This is a genomic window from Bacteroidota bacterium (genome assembly GCA_016713925.1).
Classification (GTDB): Bacteria; Bacteroidota; Bacteroidia; order AKYH767-A; family OLB10; genus JAJTFW01.
The window spans coordinates 806,879-828,306 of record JADJOH010000002.1; the positions used below are offsets into that span (position 1 = coordinate 806,879).

The window sequence follows — 21,428 nt, forward strand, 5'->3', positions numbered from 1 at the left end:
ATGACAAGTATCTCTGTTATAATACCCACCTACAACGTAGCTGAATACATAGAAGAAGGTCTTCTTAGTGTTTTGGGTCAAACCTGTCCGGCACATGAGATCATCTGTGTAGATGACGGATCTACAGACGATACTGTTAAAATAATTAAAAATCTGCAATTGAAATACCCGGATAAAATTTCACTTTTTATCAATGAAACGAACCGGGGAGCCACCTATACCCGAAACAAAGGATTAGCGATTGCAACGGGAGAATATATACAATTTTTTGATGCTGATGATCTTTTGTTACCTGCAAAGTTTGAAACACAGATTAAAATAATTGAAAAGACAATTGTACGTCCTGACATACTTGTGAATGACTTTTTCAGAAGAACGATTGATGGTAAAGAAGAAGTATACAACTATGTAGAACAAGACGTGTGGTGTGCCGTTATGGAAACAGCGCTTGGCGTAACCTCCGGAAATTTATATAAAAGAGCAGCAGTATTAGCTGTTAACGGATGGACAGAAGATTTAAAAAGCAGTCAGGAATATGATTTAATGTTCAGGATGTTGACCAAGGGATCTTCCGTAAAATTTGACGGTAATTGTCTCAGCATTATCAGGGAGCGCCCCGCAGGGTCTATTTCCAAATCTAATCCCGGGGAAAGATGGCAAAGGTATATTCATGTAAGAATCCGCATCTTCAATTATCTCACGGAAAATAACATGGTAACAAAAGACAGACATCAATGCTTTATTAACATTTTATTTGATGCCATCAGAATATTATACAAATATGATTCGGATGCCGCTCTAAAGCTACACAAGCAATACATACTTGCCTATGGACAACCAAAGCCAAGTCTGATCACTTCTAAACGATACTTATCCATTTACAATCTCTTTGGATTTAAAATTGCTGAATTCGCGAGCAAAATTATCAATCCAAATACGGCGGCAGTGCATTAATTCGCCTTTAAAAAATATTTACAGATGACCTTTTACCTCACTTACGCTGAACCACCTTCCGGAGTTTACTCCAGTCAGGTATCGGATGTTATTCGCTTTGTCAATCGTGAACTTAACACGCATATCAAGCTGGTTGCATTTATCTCATTGCACGAATACAAAAATAAAAAAGCCCATATTTTAAAAGAAGTTCCGGATGCACTCGTGCTTCCCATGCTGCCCAAGGCGACTTTTTGGAAACTCAATGTCATTGTATTGTGGACGCTATGCATGATTTACAGACCCACTACTATTATTGCCAGAAATGTGATCGCAGCAAATATGGCTTTAAGAGTCCGCAACATCAGCCCTGTGAAACGCGTTTGTTTTGATGGACGTGGAGCCATTGCGGCGGAATGGAATGAATATGATGTTACCGTTGTTGATAGTTGGAAAAAAGCAATAGATGATCTGGAAGGAAGGGCTGTCAATGAAACTGATTTCAGGATAGCGGTAACCGAAAAACTGGTAGATTACTGGCATGAAAAATATGGTTATACGGAGGGAAAACATGTCGTAATTCCCTGCACTTTAAACAGTGATTTCGCGCCAAGGGTAATAGAAGAAGAAGAGAAAAACAATGCAAGAAAAACCTTAGGAGCCGATAACGATGATGTCATCCTGGTCTATTCCGGCTCTATTTCCGGCTGGCAGTCTTTTCCAACGGTATATAAGTACCTCTCGCCCTTCCTTAAAAAATCTCCAAAAAACAAAATCGTATTTCTTTCAAAAGCGGAAGAGAATATCGAAAAACTCACCCAGGAATTTCCGGGACAGATCATCCGCAAATGGGTGAATCATAAAGAAGTTCCCGAAGTACTTGCTGCCTGCGATATGGGTATATTGATCCGGGAGCAGAGTGTTACTAACCGTGTAGCCGCACCCACTAAGTTCGCAGAATACCTTTCCGCGGGACTACCTGTCATCATTTCTGAAAACATAGGCGATTACAGTGCCTTTGTACGATTAAACAATTGCGGTATCATCGCCAACGGACATGAATTACCGCAAATTACAAAATCAGCTTATGAAGTGCGTTCCAGGATGATTGAATTAGTCATGAAGAATTTTACGAAGAAAGCACAGATGGAACATTATAAAGAACTAATTCATAACCTAAGTTAAGATTTTGGCGTATTAACTAATTCTCTATTGAAATCAATAAAACCATGAAAACACTTGTTACGGGGGGAGCCGGATTTATAGGCAGCGCGGTTATCGACAAATTGCAGCGCGAAGGACATGAAATATTTGTCATTGACAATCTTTCCTTCGGCAAAAGAGATTTTATTTCCATTCCGGATAGTCATTTCTTTCAGGTAGACATTCTCGACAAAGAAAAAGTAGATACTATTTTTAATACGATCCGTCCGGATATTGTGATCCATCTGGCTGCGGTTCACTTTATTCCTTATTGCAATCAACATCCCTTTGAGTCCTCCGATATTAATATCAGAGGAACAATGCATGTGTTGAATGCCGCCCGAAAATATAAAGCATCCAAAGTCTTCTTTGCATCAACGGCTGCCGTCTATCCGATTTATGATGAAGCCGTATCTGAAGGTCATCAAACGGGGCCAATGGATATTTATGGACTCAGTAAATTAACCGGAGAACATCTCTGCAATGAATTTCATTTGATGACGGGAGTTCCTACTATTATCTGTCGATTTTTTAATGCCTTTGGACCCAACGAAACGAATCCACATTTAATTCCTGAAATCCAAAAGCAGGTGAATAGTGGGTTACGTAAAATCAAACTAGGGAATCTGGCGCCTAAACGGGATTTCATTCATACTTCCGATATGGCCAATGCTGTACATGCCCTTTTAAACAGAATTGACAAAGGCATTGACACTTTCAATCTGGGGCGCGGTATTGAATACTCCGTCGTTGAGATCGTTGATGCATTTTCACGGGAATCAGGTGAACTGATCGAAATCGAAGTGGATCCTTCACGCGTCCGAAAGGTAGAAAGAATGCATCTTCTGGCGGATGTCAGCAAACTCAAATCCATTGGTTGGAATCCTTTTATAGGAATTGACGAAGGGATAAGAACCTTAATAGAAAAATGAATCAACCGCGTAAGCAGCTTTTGTTTATTACAGATGGAATATTTCCGCATGCCATAGGTGGTATGCAGCGACATTCCGCCTGTTTGATTGAAGCCCTTTCTCACTACAAGGAGTTTGATATTACAGTAGTTCATCCTCACGACAAACAGGTTTTCGATCCATCACTTGGTATAAAGGAAATAAAAATTCCCTTTGACTTCAATGGTTTTTATATTCGACGGTGTTATGACTATTCCAAATTAACGCATCAAATTATTCAACAGCATCCGGATGCTTTGGTCTATGCACAAGGATTTAGTGTATTGCATGGATTACCGGAAACAGGGAAGCGGGTTATTATTAACCAGCATGGATTAGAGCCTTACCAAAGTTTAACCTTCAAGGAGAAATTGAAAACCATGCCCATGCGATTTATGGAGCGCTATCAGTTCAAGCATGCGGCAAAAGTAGTTTCTTTAGGAGGTAAGCTGACTCGTATTTTAGAGAAGGAAGTTTCAAGACCTAAAAATAAAATCGTTGTATTACCCAATGCGGTGAATCCGGGTGAAAAACCGGCTCGTAATTTTGCAAAAGATAAACTTCAGTTATTATTTGTTGGCAGATTTGCTTTCAATAAAGGGATCAATCTGTTGATGGAGGCTGTACAGCAACTCAACAACGAAGGCTATAAAAACCGTCTTATCTTTAATCTTGTTGGTAAAGGACCGCTGTATGAGCAGTACATTAAGGAATACCGCTTTGACAATGTAAACTTTATTGGATTTGCAGACGATGCACATCTCACCGAACTCTATAAACAAAATGACCTCTTTGTCTTCCCTACACGATTTGAGGGTATGCCAACGGTTGTTCTTGAAGCCATGGCTGCGGGCATGCCCATCATCGTGAGCGATACCGGCGCTACTGCCGAATTGGTAAGTTCTGACAATGGATATCTTATAGAAACCAACAATGTCCGGGCTTTAAAATGGGCGATACAGTGCTTTTATCAACTCAATCCAGATGAAAGAATGGCGCTTTCCGAGAGATCTTATAAAAAAGTAACCGAAAAATTCACGTGGCAAAAAGTTGCAAAGATGCACGTGGACTTATTCCATACTTTTGGATAGTCAATATGAAACAGTACTTCAAAGAAAATTACCAATTCCTGGCGATCAGTTTTTTCTGGACGATAACGGGAATTCTGTTGAAGGAAACTGCGTTATTACTGGTTCCGGCCGCACTGATATTGTACAAGTATAAAGGACAATATTCAGAAGTAGTACTTACGATTTTCCTGATCAACTACCTTTCTGACAACCGGCATGATGAACTGCTTTTTGCAGCAAAGACGAAAGGGTATATTATCATGCTAGCCGGCTTACTATATTATATTAATCTTCGGAATTTCCCTGAACGTTCCAAAATAATTCGACCCTTTATTCCCTTTTTTATTGTCGCCTTCCTTCTCTTCCCCAGAAATCCTGATCCGGCTTTATCCTTTCAGAAAACGCTCTCCTATTTTCTGTTGATTGCTGCAATACCAAATTATTTTCTGCGTCAACTTGCAGTGGAAAAGGAGGTCTTTCTTCGAAAGTTAATCTGGCTGATCACTCTTTTATACATTATAGGATTGATCACGATCTACACCCTACCCTATGACTGGGCCTACTGGGCTGATCGATATCAGGGATTCATGGGTAATCCAAATGGAATTGGGGTGATGAGTACCGTTACATTTTTACTGATACACGTATCGCAGTATCACTTTCCGAAAATGTTTTCGCGAACGGAGAAATACATCATCTATGCCGTTCTCTTTATCTCTCTTATTATGTCAGGATCAAGGAACAGTATTTTCTCCATTGCCATCTTTTTATTTTTCTCCTACGTTTACAAAATTTCACCTTGGATTGGATTTGCTATTGTCATATTTGCTGCGGTAATCTTTCAGGTGATCAATGAAAATCTCGCGGCCATCTTCACCGCCATTGGACTGGGAAGCTATTTACGCGTAGATCACCTTGACAATGGATCCGGACGTTTGATAGCCTGGACTTATGCCTGGGGCGAAATTCAAAAACACTACTTTATTCTGGGAAGAGGGTTCGCCTTTGAGGAGCACTTATTTGCATTAAAGCAAGATTGGTTTGTAGTCCGCGGGCATATTGGCAGCGTACATAATTCCTTTCTTGCCGTATGGTTGAATACCGGCATCATTGGATTAATCGGATTTATTTACGGCATATTAAGCAATTTCATCAGGGCCGCGAAGGTAAACCCGCTAGCATTCCCTTGCATGTTTGCCATTATTTTCTCGAACATGTTTGAATCCTGGTTACAAGCGTCATTGAATCCATTCACTATAATCGCATTACTCGTCCTTACTTTATTACAATATGAAAAGCCCGCAGACAAGGAAGAAAGCACTGTTCCTGTACTTTGAGCTGGCCGGCTATTTTATGGCTTGCCTCGATCAGCTTGCTGCTGAGTTTGAGGTAGACATCCATCTGGTGCGTTATCCTGTTTCCAGTGTGGCCCCCTTTCAGTTTTCATTTAATAAAAACACTACTGTTTATGAAAGGAATGATTATGATGCAAATGGATTGATTCAACTCGTTTCAGCCATTCAACCTGACTTTGTATTTGTATGCGGATGGGCCGACAAGGGCTATCTGGCAGTCGCCAAATCGTTACAAAAGAAAATACCGGTGGTAATGAGTCTGGACAATCCTTGGCAGGGTACGCTAAAGCAATATGCTGCAACACTTATTGGTCCTGCTTACCTTCAAAAATTATTTACGCATTGCTGGGTACCGGGTGAACCTAACGCTGTGTATGCCCGAAAACTGGGATTTAAAAACGAGAGACTTCTGACCGGAATGTATTCGGCGGATACTCATCTGTTTCACTCTTATGAAGCAGCGACCAGGGAAAAGAAAGCCGGTAAATTTCCACATCGGTTTCTATTTGTTGGCCGGTTAACAGTGCTGAAAGGAATTCGTGAATTATGGCAGGCTTTTACAGCGCTACAGGACAACGAAAGAAAAGACTGGGAACTATGGTGCATCGGCAAGGGAGAACTGGAATCAGAATTTCCTGTTCATCCTGCGATAAAGAACATTGGTTTCGTACAGCCGGATCAGTTAGCACCCTACCTTGAAAATTGCGGCGTATTTATATTGCCTACACATTATGAACACTGGGGGGTGGTGGTACATGAATTTGCAGCCGCAGGATTTCCATTGATCTGCAGTACAAAAACAAGTGCAGCCACAGCTTTCCTGAAGGAAGAATGGAATGGATATTACACCCAACCCAGGGATGTAGCCTCTATAAAAAATGCCTTATTAAAAATAATCCATCATAGTGATGACGAACTCCGCACCATGGGACAACGCAGCAAGACATTGTCTGACCGCATCACTCCACACACCTGGGCGCAAACTGTATGGAACCTGATCAACAATAAGGTGGTTAAAAACTGATTGCAATTCACATTTAAATGCCGGTAAATACTTTAGTAATTGATGATCTTTAACCCATGAGTTCCAAGAAGAAAATTCTCGTTTTTGTTGACTGGTATTTGCCGGGATATAAAGCCGGAGGACAAATACGATCTGTCGCGAACATGGCGGGGTACCTTCGTGATGAATATGATTTTTATATTGTCACTTCCGATACCGATCTTCACGAAACGCAGCCCTATACCGGTATAAAAAGAATGTGTGGACCAAGGGCCCGGATGGAACCAACGTGCTCTATCTCCCTACTGAAAAACAAAATTACACACGTATTAAAGAAATTATTCTAGCGGAAAGAGCGGATATCATTTATTTGAATTCCCTCTTCTCAAAAATTTTCACCTTATACCCGCTCATGGTACGCAAGCGACATTTTCCTGTGCGAAAAGTTGTACTTGCACCAAGAGGTATGCTCGGCGAAGGTGCCCTACGGATTAAAGCCTTTAAGAAAAAGACCTTTCTCCTATGGTCGAGGCTCACCGGACTCTACCGGAACATCAGATGGCATGCTTCCACGAATGCTGAAGCCTCAGAAATTAAAAATGTTTTCGGCAACAAACAGGTGATACATGTTGCACTCGACTTAAGTGAACCGAGAGAAATAAAAAGCAAATCGAGAGTAAAAACTCCCGGGCTATTACGCGCAACCTTTCTTTCGAGAATATCCGACAAGAAAAATCTGGATGGCACTTTAGAACTCTTAGCCTCGCTGCAGGGAAACGGAAACGTGGAATTTGATATCTACGGGCCTATTGAAGAAAAAGAACACTGGCAACGATGTGAGGAGTTAATGAAACAACTTCCGGCTAACATTAAGGCGACCTACAAAGGATATCTATCCAATGAAAAGGTAACGGAAACACTACAGCATTATCATTTAAGTATTTTACTTACTTTCAATGAGAATTTCGGCCATTCCATCATCGAAAGTATGGCGGCCGGATGTCCGGTATTGCTATCGGATCAGACCCCATGGAGATCGCTGGCCAATCAAAAAGCGGGATGGGATATTCCATTGGCAAACAAAGATGAAATCCTGTCTGTCCTGCAAAAAATGATTCAAATGGACCAAATGGAATTTGATCAATGGAGTCATGGAGCCCTGGAATACGCGAAAAAAGTGATCCATAACCCGGAAGATATCGAACAAAACCGTAAACTCTTCTCCTGAAACCCGGAAGAAATGCAAGAAGTAAAAACAGATTTATCTATATATGACAATTCCTGGTATGATCCCGGTGCCGGACCGGCAAAGCGATTACTTTGGTACATTATCAATGTTTTATTTTTTATTAATCCCCTAAATCCGATCAGTAGTTTAAAAGTATTTCTATTGCGGGTATTTGGTGCTGAGATAGGAAAGGGAGTTGTTATAAAACCTGCTGTAAATATTAAATATCCCTGGTTGCTCAGCATCGGGCATCATGCATGGATAGGAGAAAGGGTTTGGATTGATAATCTGGCCAAGGTGAGAATTGGGGATAATTGCTGTATCAGTCAGGGAGCAATGTTATTATGTGGTAATCACAACTACAAAAAACCTACCTTTGATCTTATCGTCAAGCCCATTACATTAGAAGAAGGGGCCTGGGTCGGGGCTTTCGCAATAGTCTGTCCGGGAGTAACATTGAAATCGCATGCCATACTTACGGTACAATCTGTGGCAACGGAAACCCTGGAGGCCTTTGGACTGTATAAAGGGAATCCTGCGATACGCATCCGCGAGCGAAACATGAGTTAATACTTACACCGACCAGCATTCACATGAAAGTTTCCATTATCACCATTACCTATAACAGTGCCGCCACCGTTGAAGACACGATCAAATCGGTCGTTATGCAGGATTATCCGGATATTGAATATCTGATTATTGACGGAAAATCAAAGGACAGCACACTCAAGATTGCCGAAAAATATAAGGATAAAATTTCCAATATTATCTCTGAAAAAGACAAAGGGCTCTACGATGCTTTGAACAAAGGTATCAAACATGCCAAGGGCGATATCATCGGCATGCTGCATTCTGACGATCTTTATGCTCATCCGCAAGTCATCAGACATGTTGCTGAAACCTTCGAGAAAAATCCGGAAGCAGAAGGCGTGTATGCGGATTTAGTTTTTGTGAACCGCAACGACACCAACAAAATTATGCGCACCTGGGAGTCGGGAAGCTATCAGGAAGGTGATTTCCTTAAAGGCTGGATGCCTCCACACCCTACTTTTTTTGTAAAGCGGGAATGCTATGAAAAATTCGGCGGGTTTAATACCGATTTGAAACTCTCCGCAGATTACGAATTAATGCTTCGTTTGATTCACAAAAACAATATCAAGCTGGCTTATCTGAATGAAACAATCGTTAAAATGAGGATGGGCGGTGTCAGCAATGTGAGCTTCTTTGTTAAACTCAAGGCCAATATTGAAGACAAGATGGCCTGGAAACTTAATGGCATCAAGCCGGGCTTTGCGACATTGATGATGAAGCCACTCCGCAAGATTTCACAATACTTCAAAAGGGCTTATAACGCTTTTTTCTATTAACTCCGCTGCTATTTCTTAAATGATTTCGGTTTAGAGAGCGTAAACACTCTGGATATATTAAATCCAAAATGGATATCGCCTTTATCCCAGCTGCCATTGGTATCCGTTATCAATGAACGCTCATTCATGCCCAGTGCATTGGTAAAATGCAGCTGAAACACGTGCCCACCTGTTTCGATATCAAATCCTATGGACAAAGGATCTGTGTTATCAGGCCCCAATTGATCCGGCAGGTTGTAGATATATTCGGCAGTAAGTGCAATCCGTTTTGACAATTTAAGCCGGGTACTTACACCGAGGGAATAAATATCATGGGCTGTTTCCTTTTCCGGAACCAAATTACGGTGAACCACGGTAGGCAACAATTGCAAACTGAAGCTATCTGAGAATTTACGACCAATCAATACCTGGTGATAAAAGGCCAGGCGGGAAGTATAATAGTTTTTTCGTTCCGGATCCGCATATTTCAGTCCGTCTTTGGTGACGCCTGAGATAAGAATAAATGAGAAGGGTATAGCACCCTTGCCTTTCGCTTGCCAGAGCAATCTGTATTTAACAAATCCATCTATTTCCTTGCGATTACTGCTTCTGCCAAGGCCTATCATAAGACGCTCTGTAATCCCATAATCCAATCCCAGACGAATAGTAGCCTGATCCAAACCATACGCGCCGTAGGAACCCTCATTCAGACGACCGAACCGGTGCAGAATACGAAAATCCAGCACTCCGGCAGCGACGTGTTCCATCGACTGACCGGTAATGACACGTGTGGATTTAAATGCATTCTTTACAAACTCCTTTTTAGGGGCTTCCTCACCCAATAAACCGAGCAGATCATCCTGGGCTTTTACAGTATTTCCTGCAAACAGCAATACAATAACGGCAAGGGATATCCGCAAACTACTTTTGCATCTTATCATATGCCGCATCTACCACGATTTTTACTTCTTTAGAAATTTTATCCTTTACTAACGACGGGATCTCGATCTTGTAATCCGCGAGGAGAATAGTAAAATCACTATGACCCAATACTTTTCCGTCTTTCACTGTAAAAGTACCTTTACCGGTAATATCTTTTGTGACACCATGTAAGGTTAATGCACCTGCGTAATTTACAGGATAAACACCATCTTTAGCCAGGTTCACCGTTGCGATATCCGTGATCGTACCTTTAAATACTGATTTTGGATATTTATCCGACTCAACATAATTCTCATGGAAGTGTTCCATCATCAGGGCTTTTTCAAACTCAAAAGCCTTCATCAAAACCGCGAACTCAAACTGACCGGTTTTTGCATCAAACACACTTGTCCCTTGTGAATTTTTTGCATCAATTTTTTCCATCGGAGTATCGGACAGGAAATAAATTTTACCATTACGTGTAAAATAACGTTCTTGAGATACCGCATTTACAACACTCATGAAGAGGAGGGCGGTAATTAAAATAAATTGTTTCATAATTGGTGTTTTAAGTGAATAGTTTAGTTAAATTTAATTTTGGTTGTATATACATCTTCACCGGAAAGCAATGCAATCATATAGATGCCTGCATTCAATCCGAGGGGACGATCTAATAGTATGCTGACATCACCGGCTCTCTGACTTTCCAATGATCTGGACAAAACCAATCGACCTTCCATGTCATAGATATCAGCGCGCGGGTGTGCCACTTCATTCGAAGCATATTCAAGAACGATTTTGCCGTCGCCATTTACAAAGGCTTTCAGTGTTTTTGCATATGCTTTAGTTTCATTCAATCCGGTAGATGATGCCGGAGTTACCAGCTTAGAGCTATTGTAAACATAATCATTATTCTCATTTCCATTATTATTGGCTGCAACACCTGAGAAGTAAAAAGTGACATTACCCACATTCGTTGCAGGTGCTACCCAATTAAAACTGAACACCGCAGAATCGTTTGTGAGACTACCATTCAATTGATGAACCAGATTATTTCTCACCACACCGTTTACTGATGTATTTTTAATTTGAGTTTTATTCGCATTTGTAACCTGTATGGTTCCTGCATTTCCATTGGAAGAATTGAGGGCTTCAAAGCCTAAACCAAATAAAGGCTTTCCGGGTTGTTTAACAATAACATTCACAGTATAGGTTTGTCCCGGAACATATTGCCAGTTATTCATGGTGGAGGTAACATAAATTGTGCCAGGTCCGCTATTAGAATTACCATACGTACTATGACAATCATCACACAATAATTCATTGGTAGAACCGGTATAACCTGCCTTTCCATTATCACTTAAGATATCGAATGCTGAGGTTATAATAATTGCCAGACCTCCGATCATGAATATTGTTTGATTTTTCATTTTCATGTTGTTATAATTTTATAGTTTTTTTCAATTTGCAGGTACACATCTTATAAGAACCACATCCATCAGGTAACCCGTACAAATTCCCTTTAAGTTTACCTGTTGACCCGTTTTATAATCACCGGCTACCTTGCTATTCGGCTCCAATTTACAGGTTACACCAAACATACCTGAACTTGTTTCGAGGCTGATTGCTGTTCCACTGGTATCGGTGGTGACGGACTGGACTTTACCACTCACCACAATCACTTTATCGAGGTAGGACTGATTGGCCATGGCTTCATTGGTTTCGAATGCGCTAAAGATGGAGTCTGCGGTCAACGTAGCCACAGGCTGTTGATCTTCCAGACTCGCGGTAGGTTTATAGTAAAAATACATACCTGCTAAACCACCGATCAGAATCAATGCAAGTATTATAAAGATTATTTTTTTCATTTTTATTGATTGGGTGTTCCTTTGTTAATCCAGGTTTGAATTTTGAGCAAGGTACAAGCATCCGTTTTATTACCTCCCTGCGGCATAGCCGACCAATTGGGATCATGATTCATAGAGCCATACAATGCACCGTTATCTGCTTGTATTTTTACATTTGCATAGGAAGACAGGTCAATATTTCCTGATGGTGCACCACCGCTATGACAAGAGACACAAGCATCTGTCATAATAGGTGCTATGGTATTTGCATATGTTATATTGGATGTATCACATGTACCGGAAGATGGATATAATTCTTCTTCCACATCGTAATAACAACCGGTAAATAGTAATGCCAGTACTGTTGCAAGAACAATAGAATTAAGCATTCGATTCAGTTGATTCACTTCGGGCTTTGTTAGTATGATGAATAAATATTTCGAAAAATCTAGTTATTAGGTGCTCCAGCATTCACCCATTTACGAATCTGAATAATTTCACAATCCGGAAGCCGGGCAGAATTTTTCGGCATAGCATCCCAACCCGCCGCATGTTCTACAGAACCCAGCAGGGATCCATCGAATGCGGCACCGGATACACCTGCATAATTACTTAAATCAACACCTCCACCCGGACTGGATCCCGGTGACATCCTTTACATTTTGCCTGTATGAGCGGTTTAATCGTTGCCGACCATGTAAAATTCAATGTATCGCACCCGTTATCACAGTTTAAATCTAAAGCACCCTGAGAGATCCAGGTTTGCAACAATTGAATTTGCTGGTTTGTTAGAGGAGAAGCAGGTGGCGGGGGCATTATTTTATCCGGATCTGTTTCAGTGATCGCCTCCATAAAATCACCGTCGTTAGGATCACCCGGTACAATAATTCCTGAATTCATAACAGTTTGATAGGAAGTAAGGACTATACCTTCCTGATGTGAGGCGGCATCATGACAACCACTCATAGAGCAATTGGAAATCAGCATAGGGAGTACCTGAAGGTTAAAATAAACGCTATCCGAATCGCAAGGATTAGTGACTGTCCCACCGGTTCCACCACCACCCCCACCGCCATTACCACCGTTGATTACGATAGGTTCAGGGATATCGTGTTTACAGGATGAGATCCAGATTAATCCAAGCATAATACTGCCCATTATCAGGTTCGTTGCTTTCATACCTCTATTCATACAACAAATGTACGGACAGGTTCCGGAAATGCTTCACTGATTTCGCTGAACGGGGAAAAGGGGGTGCTGAACGAGATTAGATACGAATACCGGTGAAAAAAATGATGATAATTCTACTTATTTCAAACCGATAAGCCAATCCTTAAAATAAGGAGATCGCTCCGTACTTACAATAGTATCTTCGGTTGTAGAGGGTTTCAGGAGGACTTTTACACGTGATTTAGACCAGGCCAGCATCTTATCAATAGCATGAATATTAATAATAAACTGACGATTAATCCTAAAAAATATAGCCGGATCAAGCAGATGTTCCAATTCATCCAGATTATGGTCTATCGGATAACGGAGGTTGCCTGAGGTGCAGAGATAGTTGATTTTATCTTCAGTATAAAAATAGGCCACATCCGGGATGTCCACCATCTTAATGGTATCTCCAAAACGAATGACCATTCTTTTCTGAAATTCCTTCTGACGAGCGCCAAACTGACTGATCATCTTTTCCACCTGCTGGGCGTTATAATTTTTAAGGTTTTTCAGCTTATCGATGGCACGCTTTAATTCTTCCAGCTTAATGGGTTTAAGGAGATAGTCGATACTATTGACCTTAAATGCATCCAGGGCATGCTCATCGTAGGCAGTAGTAAAAATAACCGGTGCAGAGACCTTCACTAAGGTAAATATCTCAAAACTTTGTCCGTCGGCCAAATGAATATCCATCATCACCACATCAGGCGCCTCATTCTTCATCAACCACTCGACGGAAGACTTGATACTGACGAGTGTTGCCAGGATTTCAGCCGTTGGAACCAGTTCGTGAATCATTTTGATTAAACGATCTGCAGCCGGCTTTTCATCTTCAATGATCAGTATTTTCATCGTGATATTTTGTTTTTATTTTTAGAATCTATGATATAACAATTCCAATTGTAAGTGTTAAGTACTCTGAGAGGAAACGAGTTTTATCAGCGGCACTTCAACGGTGAATTTTTCGGCTGTTTGAGTTACTTTCACCTTATGACCAGCTAATATATTAAACCTGTTTATAATATTCTCCAATCCGATACCGGTAGAAGCCTCAGCCGACATTTTAGGATTGAGATTATTTTCAATCAGGAGTGTTGAAGAGCCGGAAGCTCTAACCAAAATTCGCAAGGGGGTTTCATGAGAAACTGCATTGTGCTTCACCGCATTTTCAATCAATAATTGCAGCGACAATGGAGGAAGTCCAAACGACTTTTTCCATGACACGGGTATATCCACTTCCAGCAATAAATATTCGCCGAAACGCTTTTGCTGCAAGAAATAATAGGTTTCAACCATAACGAGTTCCTCTTCGAGCGATATCAGATCTTTATCCCGATGTTGCACCATGTTTCGGAAATAATCCGACAGCTTCTCTACATAACTAATGGCTTTATCTTTATCTTCTTCAATAATCGCAATCAAGGTATTAAAACTATTGAATAAAAAATGTGGATTTACCTGGCTTTTCAATGTGGCGAATTGATACTCCACTTTCTCTTTCTTTAAACTTTCCAAACGCCGGACTTTAATATCCCTGTCACGGATAAACAAAAACACACCTGAACTTAACAATAAAATTCCTGACAAAATGATCCAGTTCTCTTTCCAGAGGGGTTTCTTGATTCTAAAGCTATATGCAACCACATTACTACTGACGGATTGAACTCCCAGACTGGCTACTACTTCAAAAGTATAGCGACCGGGAGGCAGGTTAGGAAAAGTAACGATTCTGTCACGCGTAGGAATCCAGTCATTGCTGTAACCCTTGAGACGATAGCGGTAAGAAATAATATCGGGTTGGGTAAACCATATACCGGTATATTCAATCGAGATATTATTTTGATTGTAGTCGAAAACCGTATCGCGAAGGTCTACCATTTGCTTCATAAACGTATAGACTTTCTTCAGTATAAGTTTAGGGCGATCTGTAACCGCTTTATTATAGTTATAGAAACGCAACAAACCATTTCGTGAACCAATCCAGATACCCCCTTTACTATCGCGCGTTACTGCATTCAAATCAGCATCTAATTTTCCAATACCTGATTCCTCCCCGATTTTTTTAACATCGAAGTTTTTAGGATTAATGACATCTATTCCACGTTTATTGACAACAATGACATTTCCGATATTATCAATGCTAATTCCGGTAATTTCCAGAGAGGATAAGCCATTGGAAAGATTAAAATTCCTAAAATGCTTGCCATCGTATCTATACAAGCCTTGAAACTGAGTACTAAACCAAATATTGTTATAAGCATCTTCAGTAATAGAGTACACTACTTTGAATGAATTTAATTCAGGGAAGGAATGAAGTTTGACTCCATCATACATCATAATACCCTTCCCATCCGTGCCAAACCAGGCTTTCCCATTTCTATCTATAAAAACGCAATAGACGAAACCATCAAAGCGTTTATCATCAAAAGTCAATTTCTTAAATATATAACCGGCATCGCTCCCAAACTGAAGCGGATCCTTCATTCTACATTGCACTATCCCACCCAGTGTAGCTATCCAAATAACACTATCCTTTCCATCCATTGAAATAACATTTGCATTTGTCAACCCTTCCTTCTCACCAAAACGGATGACTTTTCCATTCTCAGGATTAAAACGAAACAATCCATTATCAAAAGTTCCTATCCAAATATACCCGGCCTCATCTTCATAAAGAGATACGATATGTAAGTCTGCATTCTTTGAGAAATTAAATCTCTTCATTTTCTCATTTCCGGAAGCCATATAGTTGTAGCGAAACAATCCTTTCGGAGTACTAAACCATAAATATCCATCTCTCCCTGCAATAATGGCTTGCAGGCTATCAAAATTGAGATCTCCCGTTTCATCAACGAGTTCCACTTGCTCACCACTTGAAATGATCAATTTATGATCCGCAGCTACCCAAACATTCCCTTCCATGTCCTTTAACAAAGCATTCACTTTTTTAAAAGGGAAGCCGGCTTTATCAAAGAAATTCCGGACGCGTTTATCACCGCCAAATTCATAATCAACAATTCCATTTCCATCGGTACCGAGCCAAAATTCATTTTGCAATTTGGTAATACAATTTACAGCACCATACGACCAATCCTTCGCTTTGTCAATGGATTTGAACTGATAGGAATTCATATCAAAAACGGCAATGCCCATTTGATGAAAACCCAGTAAAATAATATTATCAGGCAGCACCCCGATGACCTTTACAATATTGTCGGGTAAACCGTTTTTACTGTCAAAAACCCGGAAACTCACCGGTTTGGTATGAGGATCAATAATCACAAGACCACCATCGGTTGCCGCCAATATTTTCCCTGAGCTATGATGCAGAAGTTGATAGACAAAAGGGTCAGAAAGTCCGGCCAACCTATGCCAATCGGATCCGGTTCTATAAAAGATACCTTCTCCGTAAGAAGCAATCCAAAGTGTACCGTTTTCCAATTCCAAAATGGACTTAACCGGACTATTTATTGGAGATTTTAATTTCTCCGCAACATCGTTCTTCAATTTAAAAATCACTCCGTTCTCCAGACCAACAAGGAGTTCCTTTTTCAGTGAATTTGTAATAAAAGTGACCTTACTATTTTCCAATGAATCCCGTAAGTCGATTTTCTCAAAATCAAATCCATCATACCTGTACAACCCCTGATTTGTTCCAATATAAATCAACCCTTCTGTGTTCTGAAAAAGTGTTGTCGCCTTCAAATCATCATTACCCTGTTCAATAACAATTTCTCTGAAAAAAGGATGCTGGCTATAGGAGGGCAAACCGGTCACAAGGAAAAAGCAAATCAATAGTAGACATTTCATTGCTTCTCCCCTCCAACCAGTTTCGCCTGAATGCGGACTTCAATTTCAGGAGCAATTTTTTGCTGTACAATACGGGGAATACGTATTTCGTGATCAGCCAATAGAATTACAAATTCACCGGAAATAAAGACTTCTTTTCCTTTCACTGCAACGGTACTTTTAATTATCCGTTCCTGCCCTATCCCTTTAACATTCAAAATTCCTTTTGCACGGATAATATAGGTCCCATCCTTGTTAAAATCTATATCATCAATGATTTTCCCGCTAAAGGTACATTTTGGGTGTTTTCCGGACTCCAGATAATTTTCATTAAAATGCTCCTCCTGCAACTGACTGTTAAAGCCTCTGAATGAAGTATTATTCACACTGAATGCGAATGAATTAGAAGAAATATCAATAATTCCTCTCAGTTCAGTGGATACAGCTTCAATGCGTTCCAAACTGGCATTCGACACAAAGCGAATGGTTGAATTCTGAATAAAATACTGAGTAGCAGGTTGGGAAAACCCTTGAAATGTCATTAAAAAGCTGATTATAAATATATTGTAAAACAAAATGAGGCGTTTACAGCCATCCGCCGAATAAAGAATTTTTGATTTATTCATTTCTGAATTTGAAATATGCTCCTCTTCAATTATCTTGTCTAAATTATTCAAATATTTATTCCTTTCGGTAAAAACAACCTTAATAGTGTTCAATTTTACCTCCGAACAGGTCAAATTACAAGTTAAACGAAAGGAAAGACAATGTTATTTTACCTTAAACATGTAATACATCATTAACTTCGCATCGTCATACGCGCTCTTCTTTTCCAAACCAAAACAAAGCAGGGTGCGTATTAAAGGCATATTTATTCAATATGAATTCTTGTTTACTATACCAGATTGTCGGTGGATTAAATTCAGCCGGTTCTCTTTCACATGATTTTAATTCCACTTTCAATCGAGAATGGAACTTTTCCTGGTTTAGAACATCCTTTTATTATTCAATGGAGGGTGATGTAAAAGCCGGTCAGCCAAAAGCCGCTTTTCTCTCCTTACCGTTGCATTCGCCGAAAAAGCAACTTAGCGGAGACTTCCCGGGAATGACAGGATTAAAGAATGATTTTGTTGCTTCAGTAGAAAAGGTAATTCATATAAGCCAGCGTCTTCGCTTTTTGTTATTTCCGAACACTTATTTTTCCAACTAATCAGCTCATGTTTGAAAATGCGCAAATACTAATTGTCAGCCTGGTTATACTAGGCATGGTAGTGGCGCTTTACAAGGAAGTGGTGAAACCGGTGATGGTGTTCGTTCTTGCTATTACGGTTTTAATGGCCACCCATATCATAAAACCAAAGGAGGCATTAAGTGGTTTCGCAAACGAGCAAATTGCCGTTATTTTTCTTTTATTGATTATCAGCGATGTCATTAAACGTTCGGCAGCACTGGATTATTCCATCTACCGGTTATTCAAACCCGGTTTATCCTATCGGGCCTTTCTTTTCAGAATGAGCACTTCAGTAGCCAGTCTATCCGCCTTTGTTAACAACACACCGCTTGTCGCTTTGATGATACCTTATGTGTACGAATGGGCAAAGCGAAAAAAAATCAGTCCTTCTAAAGTACTCATGCCCCTTTCCATGGCAGCGATCATTGGAGGAACGGTTACGTTGATTGGCACCTCCACTAATTTAGTTGTCAGCGGACTCGCTACGGATGCCGGCCTGCCTCCCCTTAATATGTTTTCATTTACTCCAATAGGATTGCCTATAATGATCATTCTGGTATTGTACATTACATTTTTCAGTAATAAATTTCTAACCAACCGAACGGATGCCCTCACAGAATTCAAAGAACACGTTAGAGAATATTTGATTGAAACCAAAGTTCCTTCGACCTCTACTTATGTGGGAAAATCGCTCGATGACAATAAACTTCGACAGCTGCGCGGACTCTATGTGGTAGAAATAATCAGAGGCCAGAAAACCATAGCACCGGTCTCACCCAAGGAGATCATTCAAACCGATGATGTTTTAATTTTTGCTGGTGAAACGGATACTGTCATTGATTTGTTGAATAATCAAAAAGAATTAGTCCATGCTGATTATTCAGAATATCCGATGGATGGCAAAGTGGAGATTATTGAAGTCATCGTTGCACCCAATTCATCCTTGATCAATAAGCCCATCAACAAAACCAATTTTCGTGAAACTTTTGACGCCGGCATTATTGCTGTAAACCGCGACGGTGAAAAGATCAGTGGAAAAGTCGGAGAAATTGAATTAAAAAACGGCGACCTCTTATTGGTAGTAGCGGGTAAGCAATTCAGAAGACGATCAGAGCAAAACCGTGATCTTATCCTGGTCTCAAAAAGAAGGGAAATCAATCATGCTGACAAGAGTATCATCAAATGGTTGTTACTGGCTATTCTAGGTGCTTTTATTCTTGAAGCAACCAACATGGTCAGTTTGTTTATGTCGCTCTTCCTCATCACCGGCGGCTTGGCTATCATCGGCTCGCTTACTGTTGAGGATGTAAAAAAATCACTTGACCTTGAATTGATGGTGATGCTTGCCCTGGCCATTGGGGTTGGCAAAGCCATTTCTAACTCGGGCGCTGATCAGCTTTTTGCCAATAAAGTAATCAACTTAACGGCAACATTGCACCCAACGATGGGTATCTTACTTGGACTCTATCTGATCACCAATATTCTGACCATGTTTGTTACCAATGCAGCGGCAGTTGCAATCACCTTTCCGATTGCCCTTGCCACCGGTCAACAATTAGGGATTCAGGATTTCAACCCATTTCTGCTGACGATTGCGTTTGCCAGTTCTGCTGATTTTATCACACCATTCGGTTATCAAACCAATCTGATGGTATTTGGACCCGGCGGTTATAAATTTATCGACTATGTCAGATATGGAATAATACCTACCTTCATTTACATGGCCTGTACCATCTTCGGGATTGCTTCATGGTATAACCTTATATGAATAAAATATCATGAAAAACAGTCATATCGTTCGTCAGCAGTATAAAATCACACGCAGTGACAGGGAAATATTGCTACAGCAAAAGCCCTTGTTATTGTGGTTCACCGGACTTAGTGGTTCCGGAAAATCTACCCTGGCCGACCGTGTTGAACAGGAATTGCACTTAAAAGGTTACAAAACGTATTTACTTGACGGCGATAATATCCGTCATGGCTTGAACAGCAATATCGATTTCAGTGAAGAAGGACGAAAGGAGAACATTCGTCGTATCGGCGAAGTAGCCCGTTTATTCATTGATGCCGGTATCATAGTTTTGACAGCCTTTATTTCCCCTTTTAAGGAGGATCGCGACAGGGTACGTCAACTGCTTCCTGAAGGAGAGTTTACGGAAATTTTTGTGGATTGTCCCCTGGAAGTATGTGAACAAAGAGATGTAAAAGGTCTCTATGCGAAAGCTCGCCGTGGAGAAATTCCGGACTTCACCGGCATCTCTTCTCCATTCGAAGCCCCGGAGCATGCAGAAATAACAGTACATACCGATCAGGATGACCTGGAAACCTGCACGAACCAAATACTCAACTTTACGTTAAACAGAATTAAATCAATATAAAAAATGATTCTCTATCATTTAAACCATCTGCGTGAACTGGAAGCAGAAGCCATCTATATCATACGGGAAGCCGCTTCACAATTTGAGCGCCCGGCGATGTTATTTTCCGGAGGCAAGGATTCTATTGTCATGACTCATCTGGCCCGCAAAGCCTTTTACCCGGCTCGCATTCCGTTTCCATTGCTTCACATTGATACCGGACATAATTTTCCTGAAACCATTAGTTTCCGGGACGAACTTGTTGCGAAAATTGGCGCTACTCTTATCGTTAGAAATGTACAGGACTCCATCAACGAGGGGCGTGCGAAAGAGGAAAAGGGACCCAACGCCAGCCGGAATATGCTACAGACTGTCACCTTACTGGATGCACTGGAAGAACTAAAAGTGGATGCAGCGATGGGCGGAGCACGAAGAGATGAGGAAAAAGCAAGAGCGAAGGAACGCTTCTTTTCACATCGCGATGAATTCGGTCAATGGGATCCGAAAAATCAACGTCCTGAACTTTGGATGCTGCTCAATGGTAAAAAACAAATGGGAGAACACTTTCGTATCTTCCCTCTGAGTAACTGGACTGAAATGGATGTCTGGATGTACATCGCTCTCGAAGATATCGCTATTCCTAATCTTTATTTTTCTCATAGACGCAATGTTGTTGACAGGGGAGGTATGCTGCTCGCTATGTCTGACTTTATAACGGTACGCGAAAACGAAACTATTGAAGAAATGACAGTTCGGTTCAGGACCATTGGTGACATGACCTGCACAGGAGCCGTATTATCACCTGCATCAAGTCTCTCCGAAATCATCGATGAAGTCGCCGCCAGCAAAACCACTGAAAGAGGAACAAGAGCTGACGATAAACGGAGCGAAACCGCTATGGAAGATCGTAAAAAAGCCGGCTATTTTTAACGAAGAGCCCCTTGAAAAATAAAAATAATATACACGAATTAAGATAGAAA

Annotated in this window: 23 protein-coding genes; 13 read left to right on the plus strand and 10 right to left on the minus strand. The window is 40.7% G+C overall.

What is annotated here, in order from left to right; genetic code table 11:
- The 9 genes from IPJ86_03290 (at position 1) to IPJ86_03330 (ending at position 9,109) form a co-directional block, all read left to right on the plus strand.
- A complete protein-coding gene (locus tag IPJ86_03290) occupies positions 1–954 on the plus strand; it encodes a glycosyltransferase family 2 protein (protein ID MBK7886342.1) in 954 nt (317 codons plus the stop codon).
- Between the two features lie 24 nt (positions 955–978).
- Complete coding sequence (locus IPJ86_03295) at positions 979–2,118, plus strand: hypothetical protein (GenBank protein ID MBK7886343.1); 1,140 nt, start codon at positions 979–981, stop codon at positions 2,116–2,118.
- 44 nt (positions 2,119–2,162) lie between these two features.
- Entirely contained in the window at positions 2,163–3,068 is a 906-nt protein-coding gene (locus IPJ86_03300; protein MBK7886344.1) for an NAD-dependent epimerase/dehydratase family protein, read from the plus strand.
- On the plus strand, positions 3,065–4,177 hold the full coding sequence (locus tag IPJ86_03305; protein ID MBK7886345.1) for a glycosyltransferase family 4 protein: 1,113 nt from the start codon (positions 3,065–3,067) through the stop codon (positions 4,175–4,177). Before IPJ86_03300 ends, IPJ86_03305 begins: the two co-directional genes overlap by 4 nt.
- A 5-nt stretch (positions 4,178–4,182) precedes the next feature.
- Positions 4,183–5,493: an O-antigen ligase family protein gene (locus IPJ86_03310; GenBank protein MBK7886346.1), complete on the plus strand. Its 1,311-nt coding sequence runs from the start codon at positions 4,183–4,185 to the stop codon at positions 5,491–5,493.
- Positions 5,447–6,535 (plus strand): glycosyltransferase family 4 protein, encoded by a 1,089-nt coding sequence (locus IPJ86_03315; GenBank protein MBK7886347.1) that lies wholly within the window; start codon positions 5,447–5,449, stop codon positions 6,533–6,535. The genes IPJ86_03310 and IPJ86_03315 overlap by 47 nt, the downstream gene beginning before the upstream one ends.
- Positions 6,536–6,773: 238 nt before the next feature.
- Entirely contained in the window at positions 6,774–7,742 is a 969-nt protein-coding gene (locus IPJ86_03320) for a glycosyltransferase (GenBank protein MBK7886348.1), read from the plus strand.
- Positions 7,743–7,754: 12 nt separating this feature from the next.
- Positions 7,755–8,312 carry a colanic acid biosynthesis acetyltransferase WcaF gene (wcaF, locus tag IPJ86_03325; protein ID MBK7886349.1) on the plus strand — a complete coding sequence of 186 codons (558 nt, stop codon included), beginning with the start codon at positions 7,755–7,757 and terminating at the stop codon, positions 8,310–8,312.
- A 23-nt stretch (positions 8,313–8,335) separates the two neighbouring features.
- Complete coding sequence (locus tag IPJ86_03330; protein MBK7886350.1) at positions 8,336–9,109, plus strand: glycosyltransferase; 774 nt, start codon at positions 8,336–8,338, stop codon at positions 9,107–9,109.
- An 8-nt stretch (positions 9,110–9,117) separates the two neighbouring features.
- On the opposite strand, the gene IPJ86_03335 is transcribed toward IPJ86_03330, so the two are convergent.
- The 10 genes from IPJ86_03335 to IPJ86_03380 all read right to left on the minus strand — a co-directional run bounded on the left by IPJ86_03335 (position 9,118) and on the right by IPJ86_03380 (position 17,486).
- Positions 9,118–10,002, minus strand: a complete 885-nt coding sequence (locus IPJ86_03335) for a hypothetical protein (GenBank protein MBK7886351.1) — start codon at positions 10,000–10,002, stop codon at positions 9,118–9,120.
- A 7-nt stretch (positions 10,003–10,009) separates the two neighbouring features.
- A complete protein-coding gene (locus IPJ86_03340) occupies positions 10,010–10,567 on the minus strand; it encodes a YceI family protein (GenBank protein MBK7886352.1) in 558 nt (185 codons plus the stop codon).
- A 23-nt stretch (positions 10,568–10,590) separates the two neighbouring features.
- The gene (locus IPJ86_03345) at positions 10,591–11,439 is read right to left on the minus strand and encodes a T9SS type A sorting domain-containing protein (protein MBK7886353.1); all 849 of its coding nucleotides are present in this window, start codon (positions 11,437–11,439) and stop codon (positions 10,591–10,593) included.
- Positions 11,440–11,469: 30 nt separating this feature from the next.
- Positions 11,470–11,877 (minus strand): hypothetical protein, encoded by a 408-nt coding sequence (locus tag IPJ86_03350; protein ID MBK7886354.1) that lies wholly within the window; start codon positions 11,875–11,877, stop codon positions 11,470–11,472.
- A 2-nt stretch (positions 11,878–11,879) separates the two neighbouring features.
- Complete coding sequence (locus IPJ86_03355) at positions 11,880–12,245, minus strand: hypothetical protein (protein ID MBK7886355.1); 366 nt, start codon at positions 12,243–12,245, stop codon at positions 11,880–11,882.
- A gap of 59 nt (positions 12,246–12,304) precedes the next feature.
- Complete coding sequence (locus tag IPJ86_03360) at positions 12,305–12,508, minus strand: hypothetical protein (protein MBK7886356.1); 204 nt, start codon at positions 12,506–12,508, stop codon at positions 12,305–12,307.
- Positions 12,469–13,047, minus strand: coding sequence for a hypothetical protein (locus IPJ86_03365; GenBank protein ID MBK7886357.1), 579 nt, complete (start codon positions 13,045–13,047; stop codon positions 12,469–12,471). Before IPJ86_03365 ends, IPJ86_03360 begins: the two co-directional genes overlap by 40 nt.
- Before the next feature lie 117 nt (positions 13,048–13,164).
- Complete coding sequence (locus IPJ86_03370; GenBank protein ID MBK7886358.1) at positions 13,165–13,923, minus strand: response regulator transcription factor; 759 nt, start codon at positions 13,921–13,923, stop codon at positions 13,165–13,167.
- A 57-nt stretch (positions 13,924–13,980) separates the two neighbouring features.
- The gene (locus IPJ86_03375; protein ID MBK7886359.1) at positions 13,981–16,881 is read right to left on the minus strand and encodes a histidine kinase; all 2,901 of its coding nucleotides are present in this window, start codon (positions 16,879–16,881) and stop codon (positions 13,981–13,983) included.
- The gene (locus IPJ86_03380) at positions 16,878–17,486 is read right to left on the minus strand and encodes a YceI family protein (GenBank protein MBK7886360.1); all 609 of its coding nucleotides are present in this window, start codon (positions 17,484–17,486) and stop codon (positions 16,878–16,880) included. Before IPJ86_03380 ends, IPJ86_03375 begins: the two co-directional genes overlap by 4 nt.
- A gap of 254 nt (positions 17,487–17,740) precedes the next feature.
- On the opposite strand from IPJ86_03380, the gene IPJ86_03385 reads away from it, so the two are divergent.
- From IPJ86_03385 to cysD, 4 genes are read left to right on the plus strand one after another with little or no spacing between them, the layout of a single operon-like run.
- Positions 17,741–18,070: a hypothetical protein gene (locus IPJ86_03385; GenBank protein ID MBK7886361.1), complete on the plus strand. Its 330-nt coding sequence runs from the start codon at positions 17,741–17,743 to the stop codon at positions 18,068–18,070.
- 7 nt (positions 18,071–18,077) lie between these two features.
- Entirely contained in the window at positions 18,078–19,859 is a 1,782-nt protein-coding gene (locus tag IPJ86_03390; protein MBK7886362.1) for an SLC13 family permease, read from the plus strand.
- A gap of 10 nt (positions 19,860–19,869) precedes the next feature.
- Positions 19,870–20,469 carry an adenylyl-sulfate kinase gene (gene cysC, locus IPJ86_03395; GenBank protein MBK7886363.1) on the plus strand — a complete coding sequence of 200 codons (600 nt, stop codon included), beginning with the start codon at positions 19,870–19,872 and terminating at the stop codon, positions 20,467–20,469.
- 3 nt (positions 20,470–20,472) lie between these two features.
- Entirely contained in the window at positions 20,473–21,378 is a 906-nt protein-coding gene (gene cysD, locus IPJ86_03400; GenBank protein MBK7886364.1) for a sulfate adenylyltransferase subunit CysD, read from the plus strand.
- The last annotated feature ends 50 nt before the right edge of the window (positions 21,379–21,428 follow it).